This window comes from Micromonospora sp. M61 (genome assembly GCF_018070245.1).
GTDB lineage: Bacteria > Actinomycetota > Actinomycetes > Mycobacteriales > Micromonosporaceae > Micromonospora > Micromonospora zamorensis.
This window is the reverse complement of record NZ_JAGPYA010000061.1, coordinates 22,107-43,480: the sequence shown is the minus strand read 5'-3', so window position 1 is coordinate 43,480 and position 21,374 is coordinate 22,107. Positions and strand designations below refer to the sequence as shown.

At 72.3% G+C, this 21,374-nt stretch carries 22 protein-coding genes and 1 tRNA gene; 18 read left to right on the top strand and 5 right to left on the bottom strand.

The genetic code is table 11. The features are described from left to right. Positions 1-679 precede the first annotated feature (679 nt). The 6 genes from fdh (at position 680) to selB (ending at position 9,462) form a co-directional block, all read left to right on the top strand. A complete protein-coding gene (gene fdh, locus KBX34_RS27140; protein ID WP_210927727.1) occupies positions 680-3,952 on the top strand; it encodes a formate dehydrogenase in 3,273 nt (1,090 codons plus the stop codon). Next, complete coding sequence (locus KBX34_RS27135) at positions 3,942-5,054, top strand: 4Fe-4S dicluster domain-containing protein (protein WP_210927725.1); 1,113 nt, start codon at positions 3,942-3,944, stop codon at positions 5,052-5,054. Before fdh ends, KBX34_RS27135 begins: the two co-directional genes overlap by 11 nt. Further along, positions 5,051-6,271: an NrfD/PsrC family molybdoenzyme membrane anchor subunit gene (nrfD, locus tag KBX34_RS27130; protein WP_210794069.1), complete on the top strand. Its 1,221-nt coding sequence runs from the start codon at positions 5,051-5,053 to the stop codon at positions 6,269-6,271. The genes KBX34_RS27135 and nrfD overlap by 4 nt, the downstream gene beginning before the upstream one ends. Positions 6,272-6,284: 13 nt before the next feature. Continuing rightward, positions 6,285-6,380: transfer RNA gene (locus KBX34_RS27125), tRNA-Sec, on the top strand. Between the two features lie 20 nt (positions 6,381-6,400). Then, on the top strand, positions 6,401-7,705 hold the full coding sequence (gene selA / locus KBX34_RS27120) for an L-seryl-tRNA(Sec) selenium transferase (protein ID WP_210927723.1): 1,305 nt from the start codon (positions 6,401-6,403) through the stop codon (positions 7,703-7,705). A gap of 2 nt (positions 7,706-7,707) precedes the next feature. Next, a complete protein-coding gene (gene selB / locus KBX34_RS27115; RefSeq protein WP_210927721.1) occupies positions 7,708-9,462 on the top strand; it encodes a selenocysteine-specific translation elongation factor in 1,755 nt (584 codons plus the stop codon). A 29-nt stretch (positions 9,463-9,491) separates the two neighbouring features. Here the strand turns inward: selB and KBX34_RS27110 are convergent, their stop codons facing one another. Continuing rightward, a complete protein-coding gene (locus tag KBX34_RS27110) occupies positions 9,492-10,532 on the bottom strand; it encodes an NAD(P)-dependent alcohol dehydrogenase (RefSeq protein ID WP_210927720.1) in 1,041 nt (346 codons plus the stop codon). 92 nt (positions 10,533-10,624) lie between these two features. Here KBX34_RS27110 and KBX34_RS27105 point away from each other — a divergent pair, with 92 nt between their 5' ends. The 5 genes from KBX34_RS27105 to KBX34_RS27085 all read left to right on the top strand — a co-directional run bounded on the left by KBX34_RS27105 (position 10,625) and on the right by KBX34_RS27085 (position 13,909). Beyond that, positions 10,625-11,233: a TetR/AcrR family transcriptional regulator gene (locus tag KBX34_RS27105; RefSeq protein ID WP_210927718.1), complete on the top strand. Its 609-nt coding sequence runs from the start codon at positions 10,625-10,627 to the stop codon at positions 11,231-11,233. Positions 11,234-11,303: 70 nt separating this feature from the next. Continuing rightward, positions 11,304-12,044 (top strand): hypothetical protein, encoded by a 741-nt coding sequence (locus KBX34_RS27100; protein ID WP_210927716.1) that lies wholly within the window; start codon positions 11,304-11,306, stop codon positions 12,042-12,044. A gap of 53 nt (positions 12,045-12,097) precedes the next feature. Further along, the gene (locus KBX34_RS27095; protein ID WP_030327722.1) at positions 12,098-12,295 is read left to right on the top strand and encodes a hypothetical protein; all 198 of its coding nucleotides are present in this window, start codon (positions 12,098-12,100) and stop codon (positions 12,293-12,295) included. Between the two features lie 79 nt (positions 12,296-12,374). After that, positions 12,375-13,652: a hemolysin family protein gene (locus tag KBX34_RS27090; protein WP_088948253.1), complete on the top strand. Its 1,278-nt coding sequence runs from the start codon at positions 12,375-12,377 to the stop codon at positions 13,650-13,652. A 71-nt stretch (positions 13,653-13,723) separates the two neighbouring features. Next, complete coding sequence (locus KBX34_RS27085; RefSeq protein WP_030492012.1) at positions 13,724-13,909, top strand: hypothetical protein; 186 nt, start codon at positions 13,724-13,726, stop codon at positions 13,907-13,909. A gap of 6 nt (positions 13,910-13,915) precedes the next feature. On the opposite strand, the gene KBX34_RS27080 is transcribed toward KBX34_RS27085, so the two are convergent. Next, positions 13,916-14,566, bottom strand: coding sequence for a hypothetical protein (locus tag KBX34_RS27080; RefSeq protein WP_210794064.1), 651 nt, complete (start codon positions 14,564-14,566; stop codon positions 13,916-13,918). Between the two features lie 132 nt (positions 14,567-14,698). On the opposite strand from KBX34_RS27080, the gene KBX34_RS27075 reads away from it, so the two are divergent. Beyond that, the gene (locus KBX34_RS27075) at positions 14,699-14,902 is read left to right on the top strand and encodes a hypothetical protein (protein WP_091397934.1); all 204 of its coding nucleotides are present in this window, start codon (positions 14,699-14,701) and stop codon (positions 14,900-14,902) included. Positions 14,903-14,914: 12 nt separating this feature from the next. On the opposite strand, the gene KBX34_RS27070 is transcribed toward KBX34_RS27075, so the two are convergent. From KBX34_RS27070 to KBX34_RS27060, 3 genes are read right to left on the bottom strand one after another with little or no spacing between them, the layout of a single operon-like run. Beyond that, positions 14,915-15,391, bottom strand: coding sequence for a hypothetical protein (locus KBX34_RS27070; protein ID WP_088948251.1), 477 nt, complete (start codon positions 15,389-15,391; stop codon positions 14,915-14,917). Continuing rightward, entirely contained in the window at positions 15,388-15,600 is a 213-nt protein-coding gene (locus KBX34_RS27065) for a phosphatidylethanolamine-binding protein (RefSeq protein WP_088948250.1), read from the bottom strand. The genes KBX34_RS27070 and KBX34_RS27065 overlap by 4 nt, the downstream gene beginning before the upstream one ends. 58 nt (positions 15,601-15,658) lie before the next feature. Then, positions 15,659-16,540: a universal stress protein gene (locus KBX34_RS27060; RefSeq protein WP_210927714.1), complete on the bottom strand. Its 882-nt coding sequence runs from the start codon at positions 16,538-16,540 to the stop codon at positions 15,659-15,661. A 117-nt stretch (positions 16,541-16,657) separates the two neighbouring features. On the opposite strand from KBX34_RS27060, the gene KBX34_RS27055 reads away from it, so the two are divergent. From KBX34_RS27055 to KBX34_RS27030, 6 genes are all read left to right on the top strand, one after another. Further along, a complete protein-coding gene (locus tag KBX34_RS27055) occupies positions 16,658-17,404 on the top strand; it encodes an SAM-dependent methyltransferase (RefSeq protein ID WP_099853684.1) in 747 nt (248 codons plus the stop codon). Positions 17,405-17,476: 72 nt separating this feature from the next. After that, the gene (locus KBX34_RS27050) at positions 17,477-18,649 is read left to right on the top strand and encodes a PP2C family protein-serine/threonine phosphatase (RefSeq protein ID WP_088948247.1); all 1,173 of its coding nucleotides are present in this window, start codon (positions 17,477-17,479) and stop codon (positions 18,647-18,649) included. A 56-nt stretch (positions 18,650-18,705) separates the two neighbouring features. Continuing rightward, on the top strand, positions 18,706-19,170 hold the full coding sequence (locus KBX34_RS27045) for a MarR family winged helix-turn-helix transcriptional regulator (protein WP_088951761.1): 465 nt from the start codon (positions 18,706-18,708) through the stop codon (positions 19,168-19,170). A 292-nt stretch (positions 19,171-19,462) separates the two neighbouring features. Beyond that, complete coding sequence (locus tag KBX34_RS27040; RefSeq protein WP_088948246.1) at positions 19,463-20,095, top strand: CDP-alcohol phosphatidyltransferase family protein; 633 nt, start codon at positions 19,463-19,465, stop codon at positions 20,093-20,095. Further along, on the top strand, positions 20,092-21,036 hold the full coding sequence (locus KBX34_RS27035; protein ID WP_210794062.1) for a DUF881 domain-containing protein: 945 nt from the start codon (positions 20,092-20,094) through the stop codon (positions 21,034-21,036). Before KBX34_RS27040 ends, KBX34_RS27035 begins: the two co-directional genes overlap by 4 nt. After that, positions 21,033-21,365: a small basic family protein gene (locus tag KBX34_RS27030; protein ID WP_030327710.1), complete on the top strand. Its 333-nt coding sequence runs from the start codon at positions 21,033-21,035 to the stop codon at positions 21,363-21,365. Before KBX34_RS27035 ends, KBX34_RS27030 begins: the two co-directional genes overlap by 4 nt. Positions 21,366-21,374: the final 9 nt, after the last annotated feature.

Sequence of the window (21,374 nt, the reverse complement as noted above, 5' to 3'; positions counted from 1 at the left end):
AGACCGTCCAGGTCTCCGCCTACCCCGACGCCTACGCCCAGTGGGAACAGCAGGCCACCGACCTCGTCGCCCAGCACTGGAACAGCTGACACCAACACTGAACGACCCGACCGCTGGCCGGCACCCCACCCGGGGTGCCGGCCAGCGGCATTTCCGTTTCTGTGCGGCCGACGCGCGGCTCGGTGGTGGGTGGATGGTCGTGGCCGTGCGGCGATCGGCGGTGCAACTCGACGGCGGGGCGACTCGGCGGCGGTGCGACTCGGCGGCGGTGCGGCCGGCGGCGCGGCAAACCCACGTGGCGGGCGGTGCGGTAAGCCCACGTGGCGGGCGGTGCGGCGAGCCGTTGCGGTGAGCAGTCGCCGGCCGGCGGACAGCCGGGCGGTGCATCGGACGGGCGGGTGCGGTCAGGTGGGGGAACAACGTGGGGGCCGAGCCGGTTGTGGTCAGTGTCGGTGTGACTCAGTGTCCCCGGGCCTCACCTAATATCGCCTTCGCGGAATACCGTTCGGCTGGAGCCGCGTCGCGCCACTCGCCGAGAGGCGACCTGCACACCGACACCAGCGCCGCCCCCGAGCCCACAACGGCCGGGGGCGGCGCTGTCTGACTTCCCCCCGCTCGCGAAGATGTCTCGGCTGGCCTATGTTCATGGGGTCGCTCGCGTGGGAGGGGGTGTCGGGGCATGGGTCTGCGTACCTTCATCGAGGGTTGGCCGGTCTACCGCCAGCTCACCGGCACCGACCCGTTGGGGCGGGGTGCCGCGGCGAAGTCCGATGGATCCCGAGCGCTCACCGCTCGCACGGAAACCGCCGACAGCGTGGCCCGTTCGGTGTGCCCGTACTGCGCGGTGGGTTGCGGTCAGCGGGTGTTCGTCAAGGACGGGCAGGTCAGTCAGATCGAGGGCGACCCGGACAGCCCGATCTCGCGGGGTCGGCTCTGCCCGAAGGGTTCGGCCAGCAAGAGCCTGGTGACCAGCCCGCTGCGGCAGACGAAGGTTCGCTACCGCCCTCCCTACTCGACGCAGTGGGAGGATCTGGACCTCGACACCGCGCTCGACATGATCGCCGACCGGGTGCTCGCGGCTCGTGAGCAGACCTGGGAGGACGTCGACACGCAGGGCCGGCCGCTCAACCGGACGCTGGGTTTCTCCAGTCTGGGTGGGGCGACGCTGGACAACGAGGAGAACTACCTCATCAAGAAGTTGTTCACCGCGGCCGGTGCGTTGCAGATCGAGAACCAGGCCCGTATTTGACACTCCGCCACCGTCCCCGGTCTGGGGGCCAGCTTCGGTCGTGGCGGTGCGACGGATTTCCAGCAGGACATCGCCAACGCTGACGTCATCGTCATCCAGGGTTCGAACATGGCTGAGGCGCACCCGGTGGGTTTCCAGTGGGTGATGGAGGCCAAGCGTCGGGGTGCGAAGGTCTTCCACGTCGACCCGCGTTTCACCCGCACCAGCGCGCTGGCTGACTCGTACCTGCCGATCCGGGCGGGCACGGACATCGCGCTGCTCGGTGGCGTGGTGCGCTACATCCTGGACAACGAGTTGGACTTCCGGGAGTACGTGCTGTCGTACACGAACGCGGCGACGATCGTGAGCGAGCAGTTCAGCGACACCGAGGACGGCGACGGGTTCTTCTCCGGGTTCGACCCGGAGACCGGCACCTACGTGCAGGACAGCTGGCAGTACGAGGGCAACGAGGACTCGTCCGGCAGTGGGCACACGGCCAAGGAGCGCGACACCGCGTCCGGGCTGGAGCACGAGTCGCACGGCGCGCAGATCGACGGGGACACCCCGCGGGACGAGACGTTGCAGCATCCGCGCTGCGTCTACCAGATCCTCAAGCGACACTTCGCTCGCTATACCCCGGAGATGGTCGAGCGGGTCTGTGGCATCCCCCAGGACAAGTTCCTGGAGTTGGCCCGGGCGTGGACGGAGAACTCCGGCCGGGAGCGCACCGGGATGCTGATCTACTCGGTGGGCTGGACGCAGCACAGCGTGGGTGTGCAGTACATCCGCACCGGCGCGATCATCCAGCTGTTGCTCGGCAACATGGGCCGCCCGGGTGGTGGGGTGATGGCGCTGCGGGGTCATGCCAGCATCCAGGGCTCCACGGACATTCCGACGCTGTTCAACCTGCTTCCGGGTTACCTGCCGATGCCGCACCACGCCGACCACCCGACCTTCGACGAGTGGGTGGACAGCATCCGGCACCCCGGCCAGAAGGGCTTCTGGGGTAACGCCGGGTCGTTCGCCGCCAGCCTGCTCAAGGCGTACTGGGGTGACGCGGCGACACCGGAGAACGACTACTGCTACGGCTACCTGCCGCGGCTGACCGGTGACCACGGCACCTACCAGCAGGTGCTGAACATGATCGACGGGAAGATCAAGGGCTATTTCCTGCTCGGGCAGAACCCGGCGGTCGGTTCGGCGCACGGCCGGGCGCAGCGCCTGGGAATGGCCAACCTCGACTGGCTGGTCGTCCGGGACCTGTTCATGATCGAAAGTGCGACGTTCTGGCAGAACGGTCCCGAGGTTGCCACCGGGGAGATCGTGCCCGAGGAGTGCCGCACGGAGGTGTTCTTCCTGCCCGCCGCCTCGCACGTGGAGAAGGAGGGCACGTTCACGCAGACGCAGCGCCTGTTGCAGTGGCGGGAGAAGGCCGTCGAGCCGCCAGGCGACGCCCGCTCCGAGTTGTGGTTCTTCTACCACCTCGGGCGCAAGCTGCGCGAGAAACTGGCCGACTCGAAGCTGCCGCGCGACCGTGCGCTGCTCGACCTCACCTGGGACTACCCCACGCACGGCCCGAACGCGGAGCCGAGCGCCGAGGCGGTGCTGCGCGAGATCAACGGGTACGACGTGACGACCGGCCGCCCGCTGTCCAGCTTCGCCGAGGCCCGCGCGGACGGCTCCACCGCGATCGGTTGCTGGATCTACACCGGGGTGTACGCCGACGGCGTGAACCAGGCGGCGCGGCGCAAGTCCCGACACGAGCAGGACTGGGTGGCCGCCGAGTGGGGGTGGGCGTGGCCGGCGAACCGGCGCATCCTCTACAACCGTGCGTCCGCCGACCCGGACGGCAACCCGTGGAGTGAGCGCAAACGCTACGTCTGGTGGGACGCGGACAAGAGCGAGTGGACCGGCTACGACGTGCCGGACTTCGAGAAGACCAAACCGCCGTCGTACCGGCCGCCACCCGGCGCGTCCGGGACGGAGGGCATCGCCGGCGACGACCCGTTCATCATGCAGGGCGACGGGAAGGGCTGGCTGTACGCGCCCAGCGGTGTCCTGGACGGCCCGTTGCCGACGCACTACGAGCCGGTGGAGTCGCCGGTGCGTAACCCGCTCTACAGGCAGCAGGCCAACCCGACCCGCAAGATGTACGCGCATCCGGTGAACTCGGTGAACCCGAGCCCGCCGGAGGAGCACAGCCAGGTGTTCCCGTACGTGTTCACTGTCAGCCGGCTTACCGAGCACCACACGGCCGGTGGGATGAGTCGGACGGTGTCGCCGCTGGCCGAGTTGCAGCCGGAGATGTTCGTGGAGGTGTCCCCGGAGCTGGCCGTCGAACGCGGCCTCGACCACCTGGGCTGGGCGCACCTGGTCAGCGGTCGTGCCGTGATCGAGGCGAAGGTGCTGGTGACGGATCGGCTCACCCCGTTGCGGGTCGAGGACCGGGTGATCCACCAGGTGTGGTTGCCGTACCACTTCGGTTTCGAGGGTCTGGTGACCGGCGACTCGGCCAACGACCTGTTCGGCATCAGCCTGGACCCGAACGTGCTGATCCAGGAGAGCAAGGTCGGCACCTGCGACGTGCGGGCCGGCCGTCGGCCGACCGGGCCGGCGCTGCTGGACCTGGTCGCCGACTACCAGCGGCGCGCCGGGATCAACCCGGGCCACAACGCCCCGGTGGTCACCACTGACAGTGAGGGGAGGGATCGCGGTGCTTCCTGACCCGAACAGCCTCTACGGGCCGTTGGATCCGGCGCCGGACGCCGGTTACGAGGACGCGCCGCCGCGGATGGGGTTCTTCACCGACACCAGCGTCTGCATCGGCTGCAAGGCCTGCGAGGTGGCCTGCAAGGAATGGAACGGCGTCCCGGAGAGCGGGCTCGACCTGCTCGGCATGTCGTATGACAACACCGGCGCGTTGACCGCGAACTCGTGGCGGCACGTCGCGTTCATCGAGCAGCCCCGGCCGGCCGGGCACCGCACACCGCCGTTCGCGGGTACGCCGACGGACGGTTCGGTCAGCGCGGCGTCGGCGGCCGTGGCGGCCGGCACCAGTGAGCGCACCGGCACGGACCCGGGTGTGCCGACCGGCACGGCGTCCGCCGCCGCCCGGATGTCCGGGGGCGGGCCGGTGGACGTGCTCGGCACGATCGAGGCCGATCCGACCGCCGCGGGCCGCGGTGACGCGGGTCCACAGTTCCTGGGGATGCCGGGGGCGCAGCCGCCGGGGCGTGGCTCGGGTGTGGAGGGGCGTACGGACTTCCGCTGGTTGATGATGTCGGACGTCTGTAAGCACTGCACGCACGCGGCGTGTCTGGATGTCTGTCCGACGGGTTCGTTGTTTCGGACGGAGTTCGGCACCGTGGTGGTGCAGGAGGACATCTGCAACGGGTGCGGTTACTGCATCTCCGCGTGTCCATACGGTGTGATCGATCAGCGTAAGGACGACGGTCGGGCGTGGAAGTGCACGCTGTGCTACGACCGGTTGGGTGCGGGGATGACGCCGGCGTGTGCGCAGGCGTGTCCGACGGAGTCGATCCAGTACGGGCCGCTCGACGAGTTGCGGGAGCGGGCCGCCGCGCGGGTCGAGACGCTGCACGAGCGGGGCGTCCCCGAGGCCCGCCTGTACGGGCACGACCCGAACGACGGCGTCGGTGGGGACGGTGCGTTCTTCCTGCTGCTGGACGAGCCGGAGGTGTACGGGCTGCCACCGGACCCGATCGTGACCACCCGCGACCTGCCGAAGATGTGGAAGCGCGCCGGCCTCGCGGCTCTCGCCATGGCGGCGGCCACTGTCGCCGCGTTCGTCGGAGGTTCCTCGTGAGTCCGCAGCGCCCCGAGGTGGGCGAGATCTTTCGTCGCTTCCGGGACCGGTTGGCCGCCGATGGTCGCGACCGACCGACGGCCAGCACCGAGTTGCCGGCCGCGAACGGCGAGAGCACCGGGCTGCCGGCCGCGAACGGCGCCGGCACCAGCTCGGCGGTCGGACAACAGCGGCGCACCGCCGAACCCGGCCGGCGGGGCGGGCGTCGCGGAGGTGGGCGTCGCGGAGGCGGTGAGGAACTGCGGGTGCCGGAGGCGGAGTTCACGTCGTACTACGGTCGGCCCATCCTGAAGGCGCCGGTCTGGAAGTGGGACATCGCGGCGTACCTGTTCACCGGCGGGCTGGCGGCCGGCTCGTCACTGCTCGCCGCCGGTGGGCAGCTCACCGGCCGGCCGGCGTTGCGACGCGCCGGTCGGGTCACCGCGCTGGCCGCCGTGAGCGCCAGCGCGGTCTTCCTGGTCAAGGACCTCGGCCGGCCGGCGCGGTTCCACCACATGCTGCGCGTGGCGAAGCTGACGTCGCCGATGTCGGTGGGCACCTGGATCCTCACCGCGTACGGGCCGGCCGCTGGTGTCGCCGCGATCGCCGAGGCCGCCGGTGTGCTGCCGCGCCACGGCCTGCTCGGGCTGGCCGGTCGGGCGTTGCCGTCGGTCGGGCACGTCGCCGGGCTGCTCGCCGCCGGCACCGCGCCCGCGCTGGCCACGTACACCGGGGTGTTGCTCGCAGACACGGCGGTGCCGTCCTGGCATGAGGCGTACCCCGAGTTGCCGGTGATCTTCGCGGGCAGCGCGCTGGCCAGCGGCGCCGGCGTGGGTCTGCTCGCCGCGCCGCCGGCCCAGGCGGGGCCGGCCCGGAGGATGGCGGTGGCCGGGGCGGCCCTGGAGTTGTACGGCGCGCATCGGGTGGAGACGCGCCTCGGTCTGCTCAGTGAGCCCTACCGGCTGGGCAGCCCCGGTCGGCTGCTGCGTGCCGGCCGGATGTTGACGGCCGGTGGGGTCGCTGGCGCGCTGCTTGGTCGGCGTAGCCGGCTGGTCGGCGCGCTGTCCGGCGCCGCGCTGCTGGCCGCGTCGGTGGTGACCCGGTTCGGCATCTTCTACGGCGGGGTGGCCTCCGCGCGCGACCCTCGGTACACGGTGGTGCCGCAGCGCGAGCGGGCCGACGCCCGGCGGACGGGCATGGATCTTCCATCTGATCGGGCGGCCCCGCCCGCGATGTGATCGAATGTCCGGTGGAGGCGTTCAGGCGGCTGGTGCCCCTCCCGGTCTTCAAAACCGGTGTGGTCCGGGACCCGGGCCAGGCGGGTTCGATTCCCGTCCGTCTCCGCCAACAGTGCAGGAGATGACGCGATGGGTGACGGGCCGGTGGACCCGCGACGCCGGGTGCCCCGCACCGACACGCTGCTCGCCGACCCTCGGTTGGCCGCGGCCAGCGCGACGCTCGGCCGGGACCGGGTGAAGGCGGTCGTCATCCGGGCCCAGGAGCGGGCCCGCCGTGGCGAGCTGCACCCCGATGACGTACGCGACGCCGCGGTCGCCGCGCTGCCCGCGCCGGGCCCCCGCGTGGTGCTCAACGCCACGGGCGTCGTGCTGCACACCAACCTGGGCCGGGCGCCGCTGTCGTCGGCTGCGGTCGCCGCGGTGGTGGCCGCCGCCGGGCACACCGACGTGGAGTTGGACCTGAGCACCGGTCGGCGGGCCCGTCGCGGTCGCGACGCCCTCGACGCGCTGGCCGCCGCCGTGCCCGACGCGGGCGCCGTGCACGTGGTCAACAACGGCGCCGCCGCGCTGGTGCTGGCGGCCACCGCGCTGGCCGCCGGCCGGGAGATCGTGGTCAGTCGGGGCGAGCTGGTCGAGATCGGCGACGGCTTCCGCCTGCCCGACCTGTTGGAGAGCACCGGCGCGCGACTGCGGGAGGTGGGCACCACCAACCGCACCACCCTCGCCGACTACGCCGCCGCCCTCGGCCCGCAGACCGGGTTCGTGCTCAAGGTGCACCCGTCGAACTTCCAGGTCACCGGCTTCACCTCAGCAACCCCGGTCAGACAACTGGCCACCCTCGGCGTGCCGGTGGTCGCCGACATCGGCTCCGGTCTGCTCACCGCGGATCCGCTGCTGCCCGACGAGCCGGACGCGGCCAGCACCCTGCGCGCCGGTGCCACGCTCGTCACGGCCAGCGGCGACAAGCTGCTCGGCGGCCCGCAGGCAGGGCTGCTGCTCGGCGACGTCGTACTGGTCGACCGGCTGCGCCGTCATCCGCTGGCCCGGGCGTTGCGGGTGGACAAGCTCACCCTGGCCGCGCTGGCCGCCACCCTGCACCAGCCGGACACGCCCACCCGCACGGCGCTGCACGCCGACCCGGGTGTGCTGCGCAGCCGGGTGGAGCGGCTGCGCGACCGGCTCGGCGCGGACGGCCGCAAGGCGGAGGTGGTGCCGGCCGCCGCGGTGGTCGGCGGCGGTGGGGCGCCCGGCGTCGAGCTGGACTCGTGGGCGCTGAGTCTGCCCGAGCGGTACGCGGAGCCGCTGCGCACCGGCGACCAGCCCGTGCTCGGGCGGGTGGTGCGGGGCCGGCTCCTGCTCGACCTGCGCTGCGTGCCCGAAGAGGCCGACGAGACGGTCCGCGCGGCCGTGCTGCGCGTACCCGGGGACGACTGACCGTGTTCGTCGTCGCCACCGCCGGGCACGTCGACCACGGCAAGTCGACACTGGTCCGGGCGCTGACCGGGATGGAACCCGACCGGTGGGCCGAGGAACGCCGCCGGGGGATGACCATCGACCTCGGGTTCGCCTGGACGACGCTGCCGTCCGGCGGCACCGTCGCCTTCGTCGACGTGCCCGGGCACGAGCGGTTCGTGCCGAACATGCTCGCCGGTGTCGGCCCGGTGCCGGCGGCGCTGATCGTGGTGGCCGCCGACGAGGGCTGGATGCCGCAGTCCGCCGAGCACCTGGCCGCGCTCGACGCGCTCGGTGTGGCGTACGGCCTGGTGGCGGTGACCCGCGCGGACCTGGCCGACCCGGGGCCGGCCATGGCCCGCGCCCGGGCCGAGATCGCGGCGACCAGCCTCGGCACGGTGCCGGCGGTGGCGGTCAGTGGCCTGACCGGCGTCGGCCTGCCGGAGCTTCGGGCCGCCCTGGACCGGCTCGCCGCCGGGCTGCCCGCGCCGGTGGTGGACGACCCGGTCCGGCTCTGGGTGGACCGCAGTTTCACCGTGCGGGGCAGCGGCACCGTGGTCACCGGCACCCTCGGCGTCGGACGGTTGCGGGTGGGCGACGAGTTGGAGCTGGCCGGGGCCGACGAGCCGGTGCGGGTACGTGGCCTGCACTCACTGGGCGAGGCCCGGCCGGAGGTGACGGCGGTGGCCCGGGTGGCGGTCAACCTGCGGGGTACGCCCCGTGACCGGCTCGGTCGTGGCGACGCGCTGCTCACCCCGGGCCGGTTCCACCGCACCGACCTCGTCGACGTGCGGCTGACCGGCGATCCGGCGGCCGACCTGCCGGCCACCCTCACCCTGCACGTCGGGTCGGCGGCCGTGCCGGTACGGGTCCGCCCGCTCGGCGTGGACACCGTACGCCTGCGGTTGGCTCGTCCGTTGCCGCTGCTGGTGGGCGATCGGGCGCTGCTGCGTGACCCGGGGCGGCACCACGTGACCGGCGGGGTGCGGGTGCTGGACGTGGCGCCGCCACCGTTGGCCCGCCGGGGTGCCGCCGTCACCCGCGCACAGGTCCTCGCCGAGTTGGACGGTCGTCCCGACCTGGCCGGGGAGCTGCGCCGTCGCCGGCTGGTCCGCGCCGGTGCGCTGATCCGGATGGGTGTGCCGGTGGACGCCCCTCCGGTGGCCGGTGACTGGTTGGCCGACCCGGCGCACTGGCGGCGGCTCGGCGAGCAGGTGACCGAGGAGGTCGCCCGCTACGCCAGGGAGCACCCGTTGGAACCCGGGATGCCGGTGGACGCGCTGCGCCAGCGCCTCGCCCTGCCCGACCGGGTGCTGGTCGAGGCGTTGGTCCGGCCGCCGCTGCGGATCCACGCCGGGCGGGTCGGGGCGGCGGGCGCCGACGCGCTGCCCGAGCCGGTGGCCCGGGCCGTGCAGCGGGTCCGCGCGGAATACGGCGACCGGCCGTTTCGCGCCCCCGAGGCGGACCGCCTCGTCGACCTCGGCCTGGGCCCGCGCGAGATCGGCGCCGCGGTGCGGGCCGGCGCGCTGCTGCGGCTGGCCGACAACGTGGTGTTGCTGCCCGACGCGCTCGACGACGCGGTCCGGGTGCTGGCCGGGCTGCCGCAGCCGTTCACCCTGTCGGCGGCCCGGCAGGCGTTGGACACCACGCGCCGGGTGGCGGTGCCCCTGCTGGAGCTGCTGGACCGTCGGGGCACGACCCGACGACTGCCCGACGACGCCCGCATCGTCGTTACCTGAGGGCGTGGCGCCCGCCGGGTCAACCGCTGTCAGTCCAGGTCGGACATGTCGAGCACGAAGCGGTAGCGGACGTCGTTTCGCCGGAGGCGGTCGAGTGCCGTCTCCACCTGCGCCGACGGGAGCACCTCGACGTCGGCGGCGATGCTGTTGTCGGCGCAGAACTGGAGCATCTCGGCTGTTGAACGGCGGCCTCCGCTGCCGGCGGAGCTGAGCTTCTTGCGGCCGACAAGCAGGTCCATCGCCTCGACGGTGACCGGGCCCAGGTATCCGAGCAGGCTGAGGGTGCCGTCCATCGCCACCACCTTCAGGTACGGGGCGAGGTCGTGCGAAGCGGAGATGGTGTCGATGACGACGTCGAAGGTGTCGCGGGTCGCTGCCATCTGGCGGGTGTCGGTGGAGTCCAGGAGATCGTGTGCGCCGAGCCGGAGGGCGTCGTCGCGCTTCTCCTGGGTGCGGCTGATGACCGTCGTGGTGGCGCCGAGTGCCACGGCCAGCTTGACCGCGAGGTGACCCAGGCCGCCGAGCCCGGCCACGGCGACGCGACTGCCGGAGCCCACACCGAGGGAACGCAGCGGTTCCCAGACGGTGACGCCGGCGCACATCAGCGGGGCGGCTGCGGCCGGGTCGAGGCCGGAGGGGAGCGGGTAGGCGAAGCGGTCCCGCACGACGTACTCGCGGGAGAAGGCGCCCAAGGTGGTCGACCCGTCCCGCCGGTCGGTGCCGCCGTAGGTGAGAGTCGGGAAGGAGTGGCAGAAGTTCTCCTGTCCTGCTCGACACATGGCACAGGTGCCGCAGGAGTCGACGATATTGCCCACCGCGACGCGGTCGCCGACCGAGAAGGCAGTCACCTCGGCCCCGGTCCCGGTCACCACACCGGTGAATTCGTGACCGGGCACCAGAGGCGCTTTCGCATGCTGGTCATGGTCGCGCAGGGAGTGCAGGTCGGTGTGGCACACGCCGCAGTAGTCGACTCGCACCGCCAGATCGTCTGAGCGCAGGTCACGGCGTTCCAGCGACGTACGCCGCAGCGCCGTCGGGCCGCTCGCCCGCCATCCGATGGTCGTTCGCATACACACATCCTTAAACAGACTGTTCGGTCTGTCGACCGTAGCCCTGGTCGCGCAGAGAAGCAAACCAACTGTTCTGTTGCTAGAGTGGCGGCATGCCGGAGCAGCCCCTGACCTCGCGCGGCACCGCGACCTACCAGCGCATCCTGGACGCCGCCACCGAGGAGTTCGCCCAGCACGGCATCGCCGGAGCGCGCATCGAACGCATCGTGACGGCGGCGCGCACCAACAAGGCGCAGCTCTACGGCTACTTTGGCGACAAGGAACGGCTCTTCGACGCGATCTTCCTCAGCTCACTGGAGCGCATCACGAACGTGGTGCCGATCGACGCTGACGATCTTGCCGACTGGGCCGTTCGCCTCTACGACGAATACCTGCGCCGCCCCGACCTCATCCGCCTCGCGACCTGGACGCGACTGGAGCGCCGGCCCGCCGGGCACCTGGTCGAGACCCACCAGCACTACGACGATCGCAAGCTGACGGCCATCGCCGAGGCGCAGGCCGCCGGGCGGGTACGTGCGGGCGACCCGTTCGACCTCATGGCTCTGGTCATCGCCATGTCCATGGCCTGGTCGCCGGTCAGCAACGTCTACGCGGCCAGCAACCAGGAACCCGACGACGTTCATGATCAACGCCGCGCCCTGCTGCGCGACTGCGTTCGGCGAGCCACTGTGCCGAGGGACCAGGATCAACCGGACCCTTGACCACCGCACGGCCGTCAGTCGCGGCTGATCCGGGGCTGACAGGATCGCGCCGGGGTGCGACGGTGGGCTGATGGTCGACGTCACCCCCTCCCGGTCACGGCCCTCCGGCCGCCGGTGGCGTGAGATCGTCCCGGTGACTCTGCGCTGGGCACTGCCGGTCCTCTGGGTGCTGTGGGCCGGTCTGGCGTGGTGGGTCGAGCCCCGCGAGTCGACCGAGTCCCAGCTCGACCGTGATCTCGCGGCCGGCCGGGTGGTGAGCTTCCAACGGGCGTACGGCTGGGCCGACGACGGCGCGTACTGGGGCAGCCGACCGCGGCCGCAGTACGCGGAGAACGGAGGGATGCTGGCCTGGACCGTGTCGAACGGCCAGATCCGGTACGCCTTCGTCGACCCGCCCGCGTCGGCTTCGTACCCGGGCGAGCCGGACCTGTCGGCGAACACCGGGCTGGACGCGCGGCTCGCTGCCGTGGCCGGTCCCTGGCATGTCGGCGGCGACCTCGCGCACCGGATCGCGGGCACCGCCGGTCTGCTCGCTGGTGTGCTGACCGTGCTCTGGCTGGCCCGGCTGATCAGCGGCGCGCCGCCCCTTGCCGGCACCCGGTGGTTCTGGTTCTGGGTCGGGCTCCTGCCGTTAGGGGTGGGTGTGCTGGCCTGGACCTACCGTGAGCTCTGGAGGCCACCGTCGACGCCGGTGCTCGACCGTGGCTCCGGGTGGCGTGGCTTCGGCTGGCTGGTCCTCGCGGGAGTGGGCATCAGCCTGTTGGTGTCCACTGCCCGGGTCGTGATCGGGACGACGGTGGTGCCGGGCTGAGCGGTGCTGGCCAACCGGCCCCCCGGCCGGCGGCGGTCACCTACGGTGACGCCATGGACCCTTCGGCGGTCTGGCGGGACCGGCAGCACCGGTGGCGGATCGAGGCGTACCGCGCGCCCGACCTGCGCTTCGCCATCTACGCCACCAACGGGCCCACCGAGTCGGTGCCCCTGTGGCTGTTCGGAATGTCGGCGCTGGCCCGGTGGCTGATGACGCACGCCATCTCACTGGACGACCTGGAGGTCGACTGAGCGGGGCGCGGTCGCGAACCAGGCCCGGGGACGGCCCCGCTGCGGTTGAGTGACCTGAGGCGGCGGACGGGGGTGCGCGATGGGCGGTCAGTTCGGGCAGTTGGCACTGGTGGCCGTGCTGGTGCTGGTCAACGCCGCGCTGTCCGGCAGTGAGATGGCGCTGGTGACGTTGCGCGAGGGGCAGTTGCGGCGGCTGGGCCGACGGTCCCGCTCCGGCGACCGGTTGGTGCAGCTGTCCCGCGACCCGAACCGCTACCTGGCCACCATCCAACTCGGCATCACGCTGGCCGGCTTCCTCGCCTCGGCGGCGGCCGCGGTGTCGTTGGCCGAGCCGCTGGTCGGCCCGCTGGGTTTCCTCGGCGGCGCGGCCCGTCCCGCCGCGGTGCTGCTGGTGACGGTGCTGCTGACGTTCGTCACGCTGGTGTTCGGCGAGCTGGCCCCGAAGCGGCTGGCCATGCAGCGGGCGGAGCGGTGGGCGTTGCTGAGCGCCGGCCCGCTGGACCTGCTCGCACGGGTGTCGCGACCGGCGGTGTGGTTGCTCAGCCGGGCAACCGACGCGGTCGTACGGCTCGCCGGGGGTGACCCGCGGGCCAACCGGGAGGAGACGACCGAGGAGGAGTTGCGGGAGATGCTGGCCAGCCAGCGCGGCCTGTCCGCCCAGCAGCGCGAGATCCTGACCGGCGCGTTCGACATCGCCGGCCGGACGCTGCGCGAGATCCTGGTCGCCCGCCGGGAGGTGATGACACTGCCGGCCAGCCTCACCGCGGACGAGGGGGTGCGCCGGCTCGCCGCCGCCGGGCGCTCCCGCGCCCCTGTCACCGGTCCCGGTGGCCTGGACGAGGTGCTCGGGGTGGTGCACATCCGCGACCTGGTGCGAGCCGGCACCGCCCCGGTGGGCGAGCAGGTCCGGTCGCCGCTGCTGCTGCCGGTCACCCTGCCGGTCGCCGACGCGTTGCGTCAGCTTCGCCAGGAGCACCAGCAACTGGCCCTGGTGGTCGACGAGCACGGTGGCATCGACGGCATGGTCACCATGGAGGACCTGCTGGCCGAGGTGGTCGGCGAGTTGTACGACGAGACCGACCGCGACGTGCGCGGGGTGGTCCGGGAGGCGGACGGGTCCGTGCTGGTGCCCGGGGACTTCCCGCTGCACGACCTGCCCGACCTCGGGGTGCGGCTGAGTTTCCCGTTGTCGCGCGACTACACGACGGTGGCGGGGTTGGTGCTGGCCCGGCTGCGGCACCTGCCCTGTGAGCCGGGGGAGACGGTGCGTCTGCCCGGGCTGACCCTTGAGGTGGTGGAGGTCCGCGATCGGGCGGTGCGTCGGGTGCGGTTGCGCGGCTTCGTCAGCGAGCGGTGACCTGTCACCCGGTCGATGGACAATAACCAACAATACGGCTAAACAGGGCGCGCCCACCTACTGTGCGATATGTGAAGGACCGAGGGTTTCGTACGTTCGTCACGGTGCTGGCCGGCCTCGCGGTGATCTACTTCGGTAGTGCGGGTCGCAGCCCCGAGGAGGGCCGTGGCATCTCCGGCGGGGTGGTGGTCCTGGCGCTGCTCGCCGCCCTGCTGGTGTGGCACCTGACCCGGCCGGGAGACAAGACGGTGAAGTGACCGCCGTCAGCGGGCGGCGACGCGGGTGACCTCGCCGGCTGACTCCTCGCCGAGCGCAACCCGCACCAGCGCCGACGCGAGACGGCCGAAGTCCGGTTCGTCGACGAGGGTGGCCAGCCCGTGCGGGTTGCCGGGCAGGCCCAGCCGCTTCGCTCCGGCGAGAGCCCGCCGGTCGGCGTACGGGCGCAGGTCGGACCAGACCGTCTGCGCCTCGCGCAGGTAGATGTCCGCGCCGGTGGGGCCGATGCCCGGGAACTCGGTGAGCCGCCGACGTAGCCCGGCGGGGTCGCCCTGGGCGTCGCGGTGCAGCCGTCGCAGGTCACCGTGCCAGCGGTCCAGGCACAGTCGGGCGCCGGTGCCGAGCATTGTGGCGGTGCGCTCGTCGTAGCGGCGGTAGTGGCCCCGGCCCAGCGCGTCGACGCGTTCCTGCCAACTGGCCGCCTCCATCGCCTGCGGCGTGCGGTAGCCCGCGGCGAACAGCTCGCGTGCCGCGTCCACCGCCACGCACGCCCGGATCCGGGTGCTCAGCAGGGTGGTCAGCACCAGCAGCTGGTACAGCGGCCCGGGGCGGTCGGAGAGCCGGATACCGGCCTCCTCCGCGTACGTGCGGCCACGCCGGTCCAGCAGGACCCGCACCACCGTTCGATCGTTGCCCACACCCACCGGGTACCCGATCCGGGCCCTGCTAGCCGTCGCGTCGGCAACCACTGTCGGAATGCCGCCGGGGTGGGCGGGTATGCGACGGTGGAGGCGGTCGATGCCGCCCGCCGTACCGGGAGGGAGACACCCATGGTCAACCCGCAGCAGGAGGAATTCCGGCGTAACGCCAAGGGCGCCACCAGTCAGGACAGCAAGGGGCCCAAGCCGACCGGTCATCCACTCAACCGCGGATCGTCGCGGGGCGATGAGGGTCGCCCGGTGCCCAAGGGGCAGGTGTCGCCGTACGGCCCGGCCGGTGAACCGGTGGCCGAGGACGACAGCGACACCCGCTGACCAGACCTTCAGCTAGCGACCGCGATCTGACGGCCGCCGCAACCTGTTCCAGGTGGCGGCGGCCGTCAGGCCGTACGCCAGGTGCGGAACGATGTCGGAGATCCAGTCGGAGCGCCGCCAGGTACGCGGGTCGCTGATGCCCAGCGCGGTGATGGACCCGTCGGTCATCGTCATCACGCCGGCCCCGAGCACGCCGGCGGCCATCGGCAGCGGCTGGCGCCGGCCACCGGCGTAGAGCGCGAACGCGACGCCGGCGGCGATGCCCAGTCCGTAGCCGATCAGCGGGCCGAGGCCCGAGCGGCGGTTGGCCGCCCGGGCCCCGGATCCCAGGTTCACGTGCGCTATATCGGCCAACCGGTCGACGGTCTCACCGGGGACGTCGCTCTCCGGTCGAGCCCGCAGCGCCACGTCCAGATAGCTGACCACGTTCAGCGCGGTGCTGCCGACGGCGCCAGCGATGGCGCCGTCGGCAAGGTCGACCCTCCTCATTTCGGGTCGCCCGGTTCGCGCTCACTCTTGGGACCGTACGTGCGCTCACCACGCACCACGCCCCGCTGGCCGCGATCCTCCTGCAGGATCCTGTTCGCGACCTGGTTGGCCTTGCCGTCGGGTACCCGGCGTCCGGAGTCGTCGATCGCGTTGCGCAACCGCGCCCGCTGCTTGTCGTACGCGTTGCTGCCCGGCCGTGGTCCTGGCATCTGCTGCCTCCTTCGTCGGTCCGGACGTCTACCCGTCTCGCGACGGGCCAACCCCGGCCTAACGCGGCGCGCGGACCACGGCGACCGGGCAGTGCGCGTGGTGCAGCAGCGACTGGCTCACCGACCCCAGCAGCAACCCGGACACCTCGCCGCGCCCCTGCCCACCGGCCACCACGAGTTGGGCGGAGCGGGACGCCTCGGCGAGCACGGCGCCCGGCCGGCCGTGGACCGCCCGGCAGGTGAGTCGCACCGCCGGGTGCTGCTCGGTCAGCCCGCTCAGCCACTCGGCGACCATCCGGTCCTGCTCGCCGTGCAGCTTCCCCTCGTCGTACACCAGGGGTTGCATGTCGCCCGGGCCGCTGCTGCCCGGGTGCCGGTAGGCGTGCATCGCCACCAGCGGCACCCCGTGCGACACGGCGGTCTCGGCGGCGAAGTCGGCCGCCTGCCGGGAGGCCGCCGAACCGTCCACCGCGACCAGCACCGGTTCGTCGGGTCGTTGCTCACCGCGGGCCACCAGCACCGGGCAGTCGGCGTACGCGGCGACCTGCACCGCGACCGAGCCGACCACCAGCGCGGAGAAGCCGCCCAACCCGCGGTCGCCGAGCACGATGAGCGCGGCCGTGGGGGATTCGCCCACCAGCACCGCCGCGGCCTCGCCGTCGATGATCTCGCGGGAGATCGACAGCCCGGGTACGGTCGCCTCGGCCTCGGCCACCGCGGCCTCGACGAGCTCCTCGGCCTGGTGGCGAAGCCCACCGCCGGGCGGCGCGTCCGGGGCGGGGGAGACCGGCACGTGCAGCAGCGGCCAGATGAAGCCGTGCACGACCCGCAGGGGTCGCTGCCGGCGCGCCGCCTCGGTGGCGGCGAGGCGAACGGCGCGCAGCGCCGGCTCCGAGCCGTCGACGCCGACCACCACCGCCGCGTTGTTCGCCGAGTTCACCGCCCACCTCCCGCTCGCGGCCAGTATCGCGGGCCCGGGCGCCTCCGCGTCGCGATACCGCCGACAGCGTCCCGGTCGGTACGCTGGCGACGAGCGGTCGGGGAGGGGGAGTCATCGATGGGTGAACCGGACCAGCCGAGCACGGCACGCATGATCGACTTCTGGCTCGGCGGGGAGCATCACTTCCCGGTCGACGTGGCCGCCGCGAACGCTTTCGAGCAGGCGTACGGGCCGTGCGCGCCGGTGTTCCGGGAGCTGCGGGCGTTCCTGGGTCGGGCCGTGCGGGCGATGGCCGAGCAGGGCGTGGACGGGTTCCTGGTGTTCGGCGCGGGCGTGCCCACGATGGGCAACGTGCACGAGGTCGCCACCGACGCGACGGTGCTCTACACCGACGTCGACCCGGTCACCATCCGGCTGGGGCAGAGCATCCTCGCGGGCAGCGACCGGGCCGGCTACGGCTTCGGCGACGCGACCGACATCGGCACTATCGACCCGGCGCAGCTGCACCGCTTCGTCCCGGGCTGGGGTCGACGGCCGGTCGGGGTGGTCTTTCTCGGGCTCGCCGCGTTCCTCGACGACGACACGCTGACCCGCACGCTCGACGAGCTGTACGCCGCCGCCGCGCCGGGCAGCCTGCTCGCCGTGGACTTCGACACCGAGGAGCTGGCGGGTCACCCGCAGGCGCTGGCGATGATGGGGCCACAGTTCCGGATGCGCCCGCCGGCGGCGTTCGCGCCGCTGCTGGGTCGCTGGGTGCCGACGGCGGACGGGATCGTCCCGGTCGCCCAGTGGCGGCCGGAGGGTCCGCCGACGCAGGTGCCGGACGCGTTCCACGGCGTGCTCGCGGCCCGGGACGGCGACTGACCGCGCCGGTTTGGTCGTCCGGGGGCGTCCGTATGATGCTTGCCCTGTAGCAAGCTTCTGGAGAGGACGAGCATGGTTGACGTGCCGGACGTGGTGTCGCGCGCACTGCGCGACGCCCCGCCCGACCAACTGGCGGAGGCGGCGGACCGGGTGATCCGGTCGACGATGGGCGCGCTGCGCACCGACGTGTTCGTCGCCGACTACCGGATCAGTGGGCTCTGGCCGCTGCTGGATCCGGATCTGCCGGCGGCGGGCTTCCTGGCCTGTCACACCGTGGCTCAGCGGTGTTTCAGCAGCCAGCAACCGGTGCGCGACGGCGATGGCCCGTGCCGGCTCTACCTGCCGTTGACGGTGTGGGGGGAACGGCTGGGTGTGCTGCTGATCGAGCTTCCCGACGTGGCCAACCCGGCCGTCACCGGCCGGGCGACGGACATCGCCGGCGCCCTGGCGGTGGCGATGCGTGCGGCGGACCGGGAGACCGACCGTTACCGGCGGGCGCGCCGCCGCGAGCGAATGACGATGGCCGCCGAGATGCAGTGGGATCTGTTGCCGGGCCGCAGTGTGGCGCACCACGCGTTCGATCTGGCCGGTCAACTCGAACCTGCCTACACGGTGGGTGGGGACCACTTCGACTGGTCCCTGGACGGCGACCGCCTGACCGTGACGGTGCTCAACGGCGAGGGCAACGGTCTGACCGCGTCGATGCTGACCTCGGTCACGGTCAACGCCATGCGCAACGCGCGCCGCTCCGGCGGGGGCCTGGTGGAGCAGGCCGAGCTGGCCTCGGACACCGTGTTCTACCAACACCGGGGTCGCCGGTACGTGGCCACCCTGCTGCTGGAGGTGGACATCCGCACGGGTCAGGTACGGGCTGTCGATGCCGGTTCCCCGCACATGCTGCGGGTGCGGGGGTCCGTGGTGGAGCCGGTGAAGCTGGATCAGCAGATGCCGCTGGGCATGTTCGCGGAAACTCGTTACGAGCTGCAGGAGTTGCAACTCGCCCCCGGTGAGCGCCTCTTCGTGGTCAGCGACGGGGTGTGGGCCGCCGAGCCGGCGGGTCGGGAACCGTACGGGGACCGGGCGATGGCGCGTTCCCTGCGCGCCACGCGGTTGCAGCCAGCGGCCGAAGCGGTTGGTACGGTGATGCGCGAACTGCACGCCTACCACGCGGATTCCGATCTGCGCGACGACGCCGTCGTGGTCTGTCTGGACTGGCACGGTCCGCGTGGGCGGAGCGGCGGGTGAGGGTGGCCGCCGCCCGGCTGGGCGGTCAGCAGCGCGACGACGGCAGGGGACATCGGGTGGAGCGACCTGCGGATCTCGCCGCGGCGATCGACGCGGCTGCCGAGACACTGATCGCCGTTCTCGACTCTGCCGCGTCGCGGCACCAGGTGCCGCCGACCCAGTTGCGGGTGCTGGCGCTGATCAGCAGCCGGCAGGAGACAAACGTCAACGGGTTGGCGGAGCTGCTGGACGTGGTGCCGTCGTCGGCGAGTCGCCTCTGTGACCGGCTGGAGGCGACCGGGCTGTTGCGTCGGGTGGCGGATCCACGCGACCGGCGTGAGGTGCGACTGGTGCCGACCGCGGCGGCGCTGACCCTGCTGGGGGAGTTGGCCGAGCGGCGGCAGCGGGCGGTGCAGGCGGTGTTGGATCGGATGCCGGCGCGGATGCAGCACGACCTGTTGCTGGCGTTGCTCGCGTTCGGCCGGGCGGCGACGCAGTCGGTGCCCGAGCAGCAGACCGATCCCGCAGCGCAGACGGCATGAGCACGCCCCGCCTTCCACTAGTATCCTAGGACGCTCTACGCGTGGTGATCCACGCCACAGAGCGGCAGAGCCTCAGCCGGACGCCGCACGGCGGCACCCGGGACGCTGGGGCAAGCCCGATATAGTGACAGCGCACTTACCCGGCCCGCGATCATCGAGATCGCGGGCCGCATCAGGGGAGGGCCCCGCCAGGGGCCGCAGGGGGAGCCGGCGGTGGCCGGCCCGACAGCGCGTACGACCCTCAGCCACGCTCGACGTCGGCTCGGGGCCCACGTGCCGTGGAGGAGGATCGGTGTCGCGTCGGCCGGCTCGGGCAGAGCAACCGCCGGACACCGGTGACCAGACTCCCGGCAACCAGGTGCTCACCCTGCCCAACCTGATCAGCTTCGGGCGGCTGCTGGGCGTGCCGCTCTTCCTCTACCTGTTCCTGGTCGAGCGGGCCGACGTGGCGGCGATCATCGTGCTGGCCATCGGCGGCACCACCGACTGGGTCGACGGTTGGATCGCCCGCCGACTGCGCCAGGTGAGCCGACTCGGTGAGCTGCTCGACCCCTTGGCCGATCGGCTCTACATCCTCGCCACCCTGCTCGCCTTCACCGCGCGGGAGGTGGTGCCGTGGCAGTTCACGGCGGCGCTGCTGGCCCGTGAGCTGCTCCTGCTCGCCTCGCTGGCGGTGTTGCGCCGCTACGGCTACGGGCCGCCGCCGGTGCACTACGTGGGCAAGACCGCCACGTTCCTGCTGCTCGCGGCGTTCCCGGTGCTGCTGTTGGCCACCGAGTGGAGTGCGGCGTCGACGGCGATGGCCGCGATCGGCTGGGGGCTGGCCTGGTGGGGGCTGGTGCTCTACTGGGTGGCCGGTGGGATGTACGTCGTGCAGGCGGCTCGGCTGGTGCGTGCGGCGCGCGGCCCGGGGGCGGCGGCGTGAGCGCGCCCGAACCGGGCAAGCCCCGCCAGGACCGGGTGTACGCGCCGGATTTCCTCACCGAACTGTTCCGCAACCCCCTGGACCCGGGCTACGCGGACGCGGCGGCTGCCCGTCAGCGGTCGGCGTCCACCGGGCGCGCCGCGGGATGGCGGGCCTGGCCGACGCGGTCGGTCAGTCTGGTCGTGCTGGTGATGCTCGGTTTCCTGTTCGCGGTCGCGTACCGGCAGACGATGGCGGACGAGCCGGGGCGCAGCCAGGCCCGTTCCGGCCTGGTGGCGCAGATCAAGGAACGGGAGAACCAGACCGACCGGTTGTCCACGCGCGCGGATCAGCTGCGCGAGGAGGTCAGCCGACAGCGCGACGCGGCGTTGAGCGGGACGGCCGCCGCCCGGTTGCGGGACATGGAGGCGAGCACGGGGCTGGGTCGGGTGCGCGGCGACGGTGTCGTGGTGCGGTTGGCGGATGCTCCGGACAAGGCCGACGTGGTGACCGGTGCTGGCGCTGGGCCGTCGCGGGTGCTCTATAGCGATCTGCAGGGGGTGGCGAACGCGTTGTGGAGTGCCGGCGCGGAGGCGGTCTCCATCAACGGGCAGCGGTTGACGTCGACGTCGACGATCCGGTCGGCGGGTGAGGCGATGCTGGTGGATTTCCGGCCGGTGACCGGGCCGTACGAGGTGTCGGCGATCGGGCCGGGTTCGATGCGGCGCAAGTTCGAGGACAGTCGTAACGCGGCGTTGATGCGGGAGGTCGCGCAGAAGACCGGGTTGTCGTTCGGTGTGCGGGAGGCGGATGACCTCACCCTGCCGGCGGCTCCGGAGCCGCAGCTACGCTACGCCAAGCCGTCGGTCAGTCCGAGCCCTTCCGCGTCGGGTGTCCGTTCCGGCAGTCCTGGGTCGTCTGGTCCGACGACGACCGTTAGCCCCTCCGGAGGTGGCCGATGATCGCGGTGCTGGCGTTGCTCGCCGGTGTGGTGCTCGGTGTGTGGCTTGATCCCACGGTGCCGGCGGCGTTGCAGCCGTACCTGCCGATCGCGGTGGTGGCCGCGTTGGACGCGGTGTTCGGTGGGGTGCGGGCGAGGTTGGACCGCATCTTCGACGACAAGCAGTTCGTGGTGTCGTTCATCTCCAACGTGCTGGTCGCTGGTCTGATCGTGTATCTGGGTGACCAGTTGGGGGTGGGCGGGCAGTTGTCCACCGGTGTGGTGGTGGTGCTGGGTGTGCGCATCTTCGGCAACGTGGCGGCGATCCGCCGGCACCTGTTCCGGGCGTAGGTTGGGTTG

Bases quoted from the DNA above. Each gene is read 5' to 3' on its own strand.
- KBX34_RS27070 (WP_088948251.1), bottom strand. From the start codon at position 15,391: ATGAGGAGGGTCGACCTTGCCGACGGCGCCATCGCTGGCGCCGTCGGC.
- KBX34_RS27100 (WP_210927716.1), top strand. From the start codon at position 11,304: ATGGTCGACGTCACCCCCTCCCGGTCACGGCCCTCCGGCCGCCGGTGG.
- KBX34_RS27095 (WP_030327722.1), top strand. From the start codon at position 12,098: ATGGACCCTTCGGCGGTCTGGCGGGACCGGCAGCACCGGTGGCGGATC.
- KBX34_RS27030 (WP_030327710.1), top strand. From the start codon at position 21,033: ATGATCGCGGTGCTGGCGTTGCTCGCCGGTGTGGTGCTCGGTGTGTGG.
- KBX34_RS27065 (WP_088948250.1), bottom strand. From the start codon at position 15,600: ATGCCAGGACCACGGCCGGGCAGCAACGCGTACGACAAGCAGCGGGCG.
- KBX34_RS27055 (WP_099853684.1), top strand. From the start codon at position 16,658: ATGGGTGAACCGGACCAGCCGAGCACGGCACGCATGATCGACTTCTGG.
- KBX34_RS27050 (WP_088948247.1), top strand. From the start codon at position 17,477: ATGGTTGACGTGCCGGACGTGGTGTCGCGCGCACTGCGCGACGCCCCG.
- KBX34_RS27075 (WP_091397934.1), top strand. From the start codon at position 14,699: ATGGTCAACCCGCAGCAGGAGGAATTCCGGCGTAACGCCAAGGGCGCC.
- KBX34_RS27090 (WP_088948253.1), top strand. From the start codon at position 12,375: ATGGGCGGTCAGTTCGGGCAGTTGGCACTGGTGGCCGTGCTGGTGCTG.
- KBX34_RS27105 (WP_210927718.1), top strand. From the start codon at position 10,625: ATGCCGGAGCAGCCCCTGACCTCGCGCGGCACCGCGACCTACCAGCGC.
- KBX34_RS27110 (WP_210927720.1), bottom strand. From the start codon at position 10,532: ATGCGAACGACCATCGGATGGCGGGCGAGCGGCCCGACGGCGCTGCGG.
- selA (WP_210927723.1), top strand. From the start codon at position 6,401: ATGGGTGACGGGCCGGTGGACCCGCGACGCCGGGTGCCCCGCACCGAC.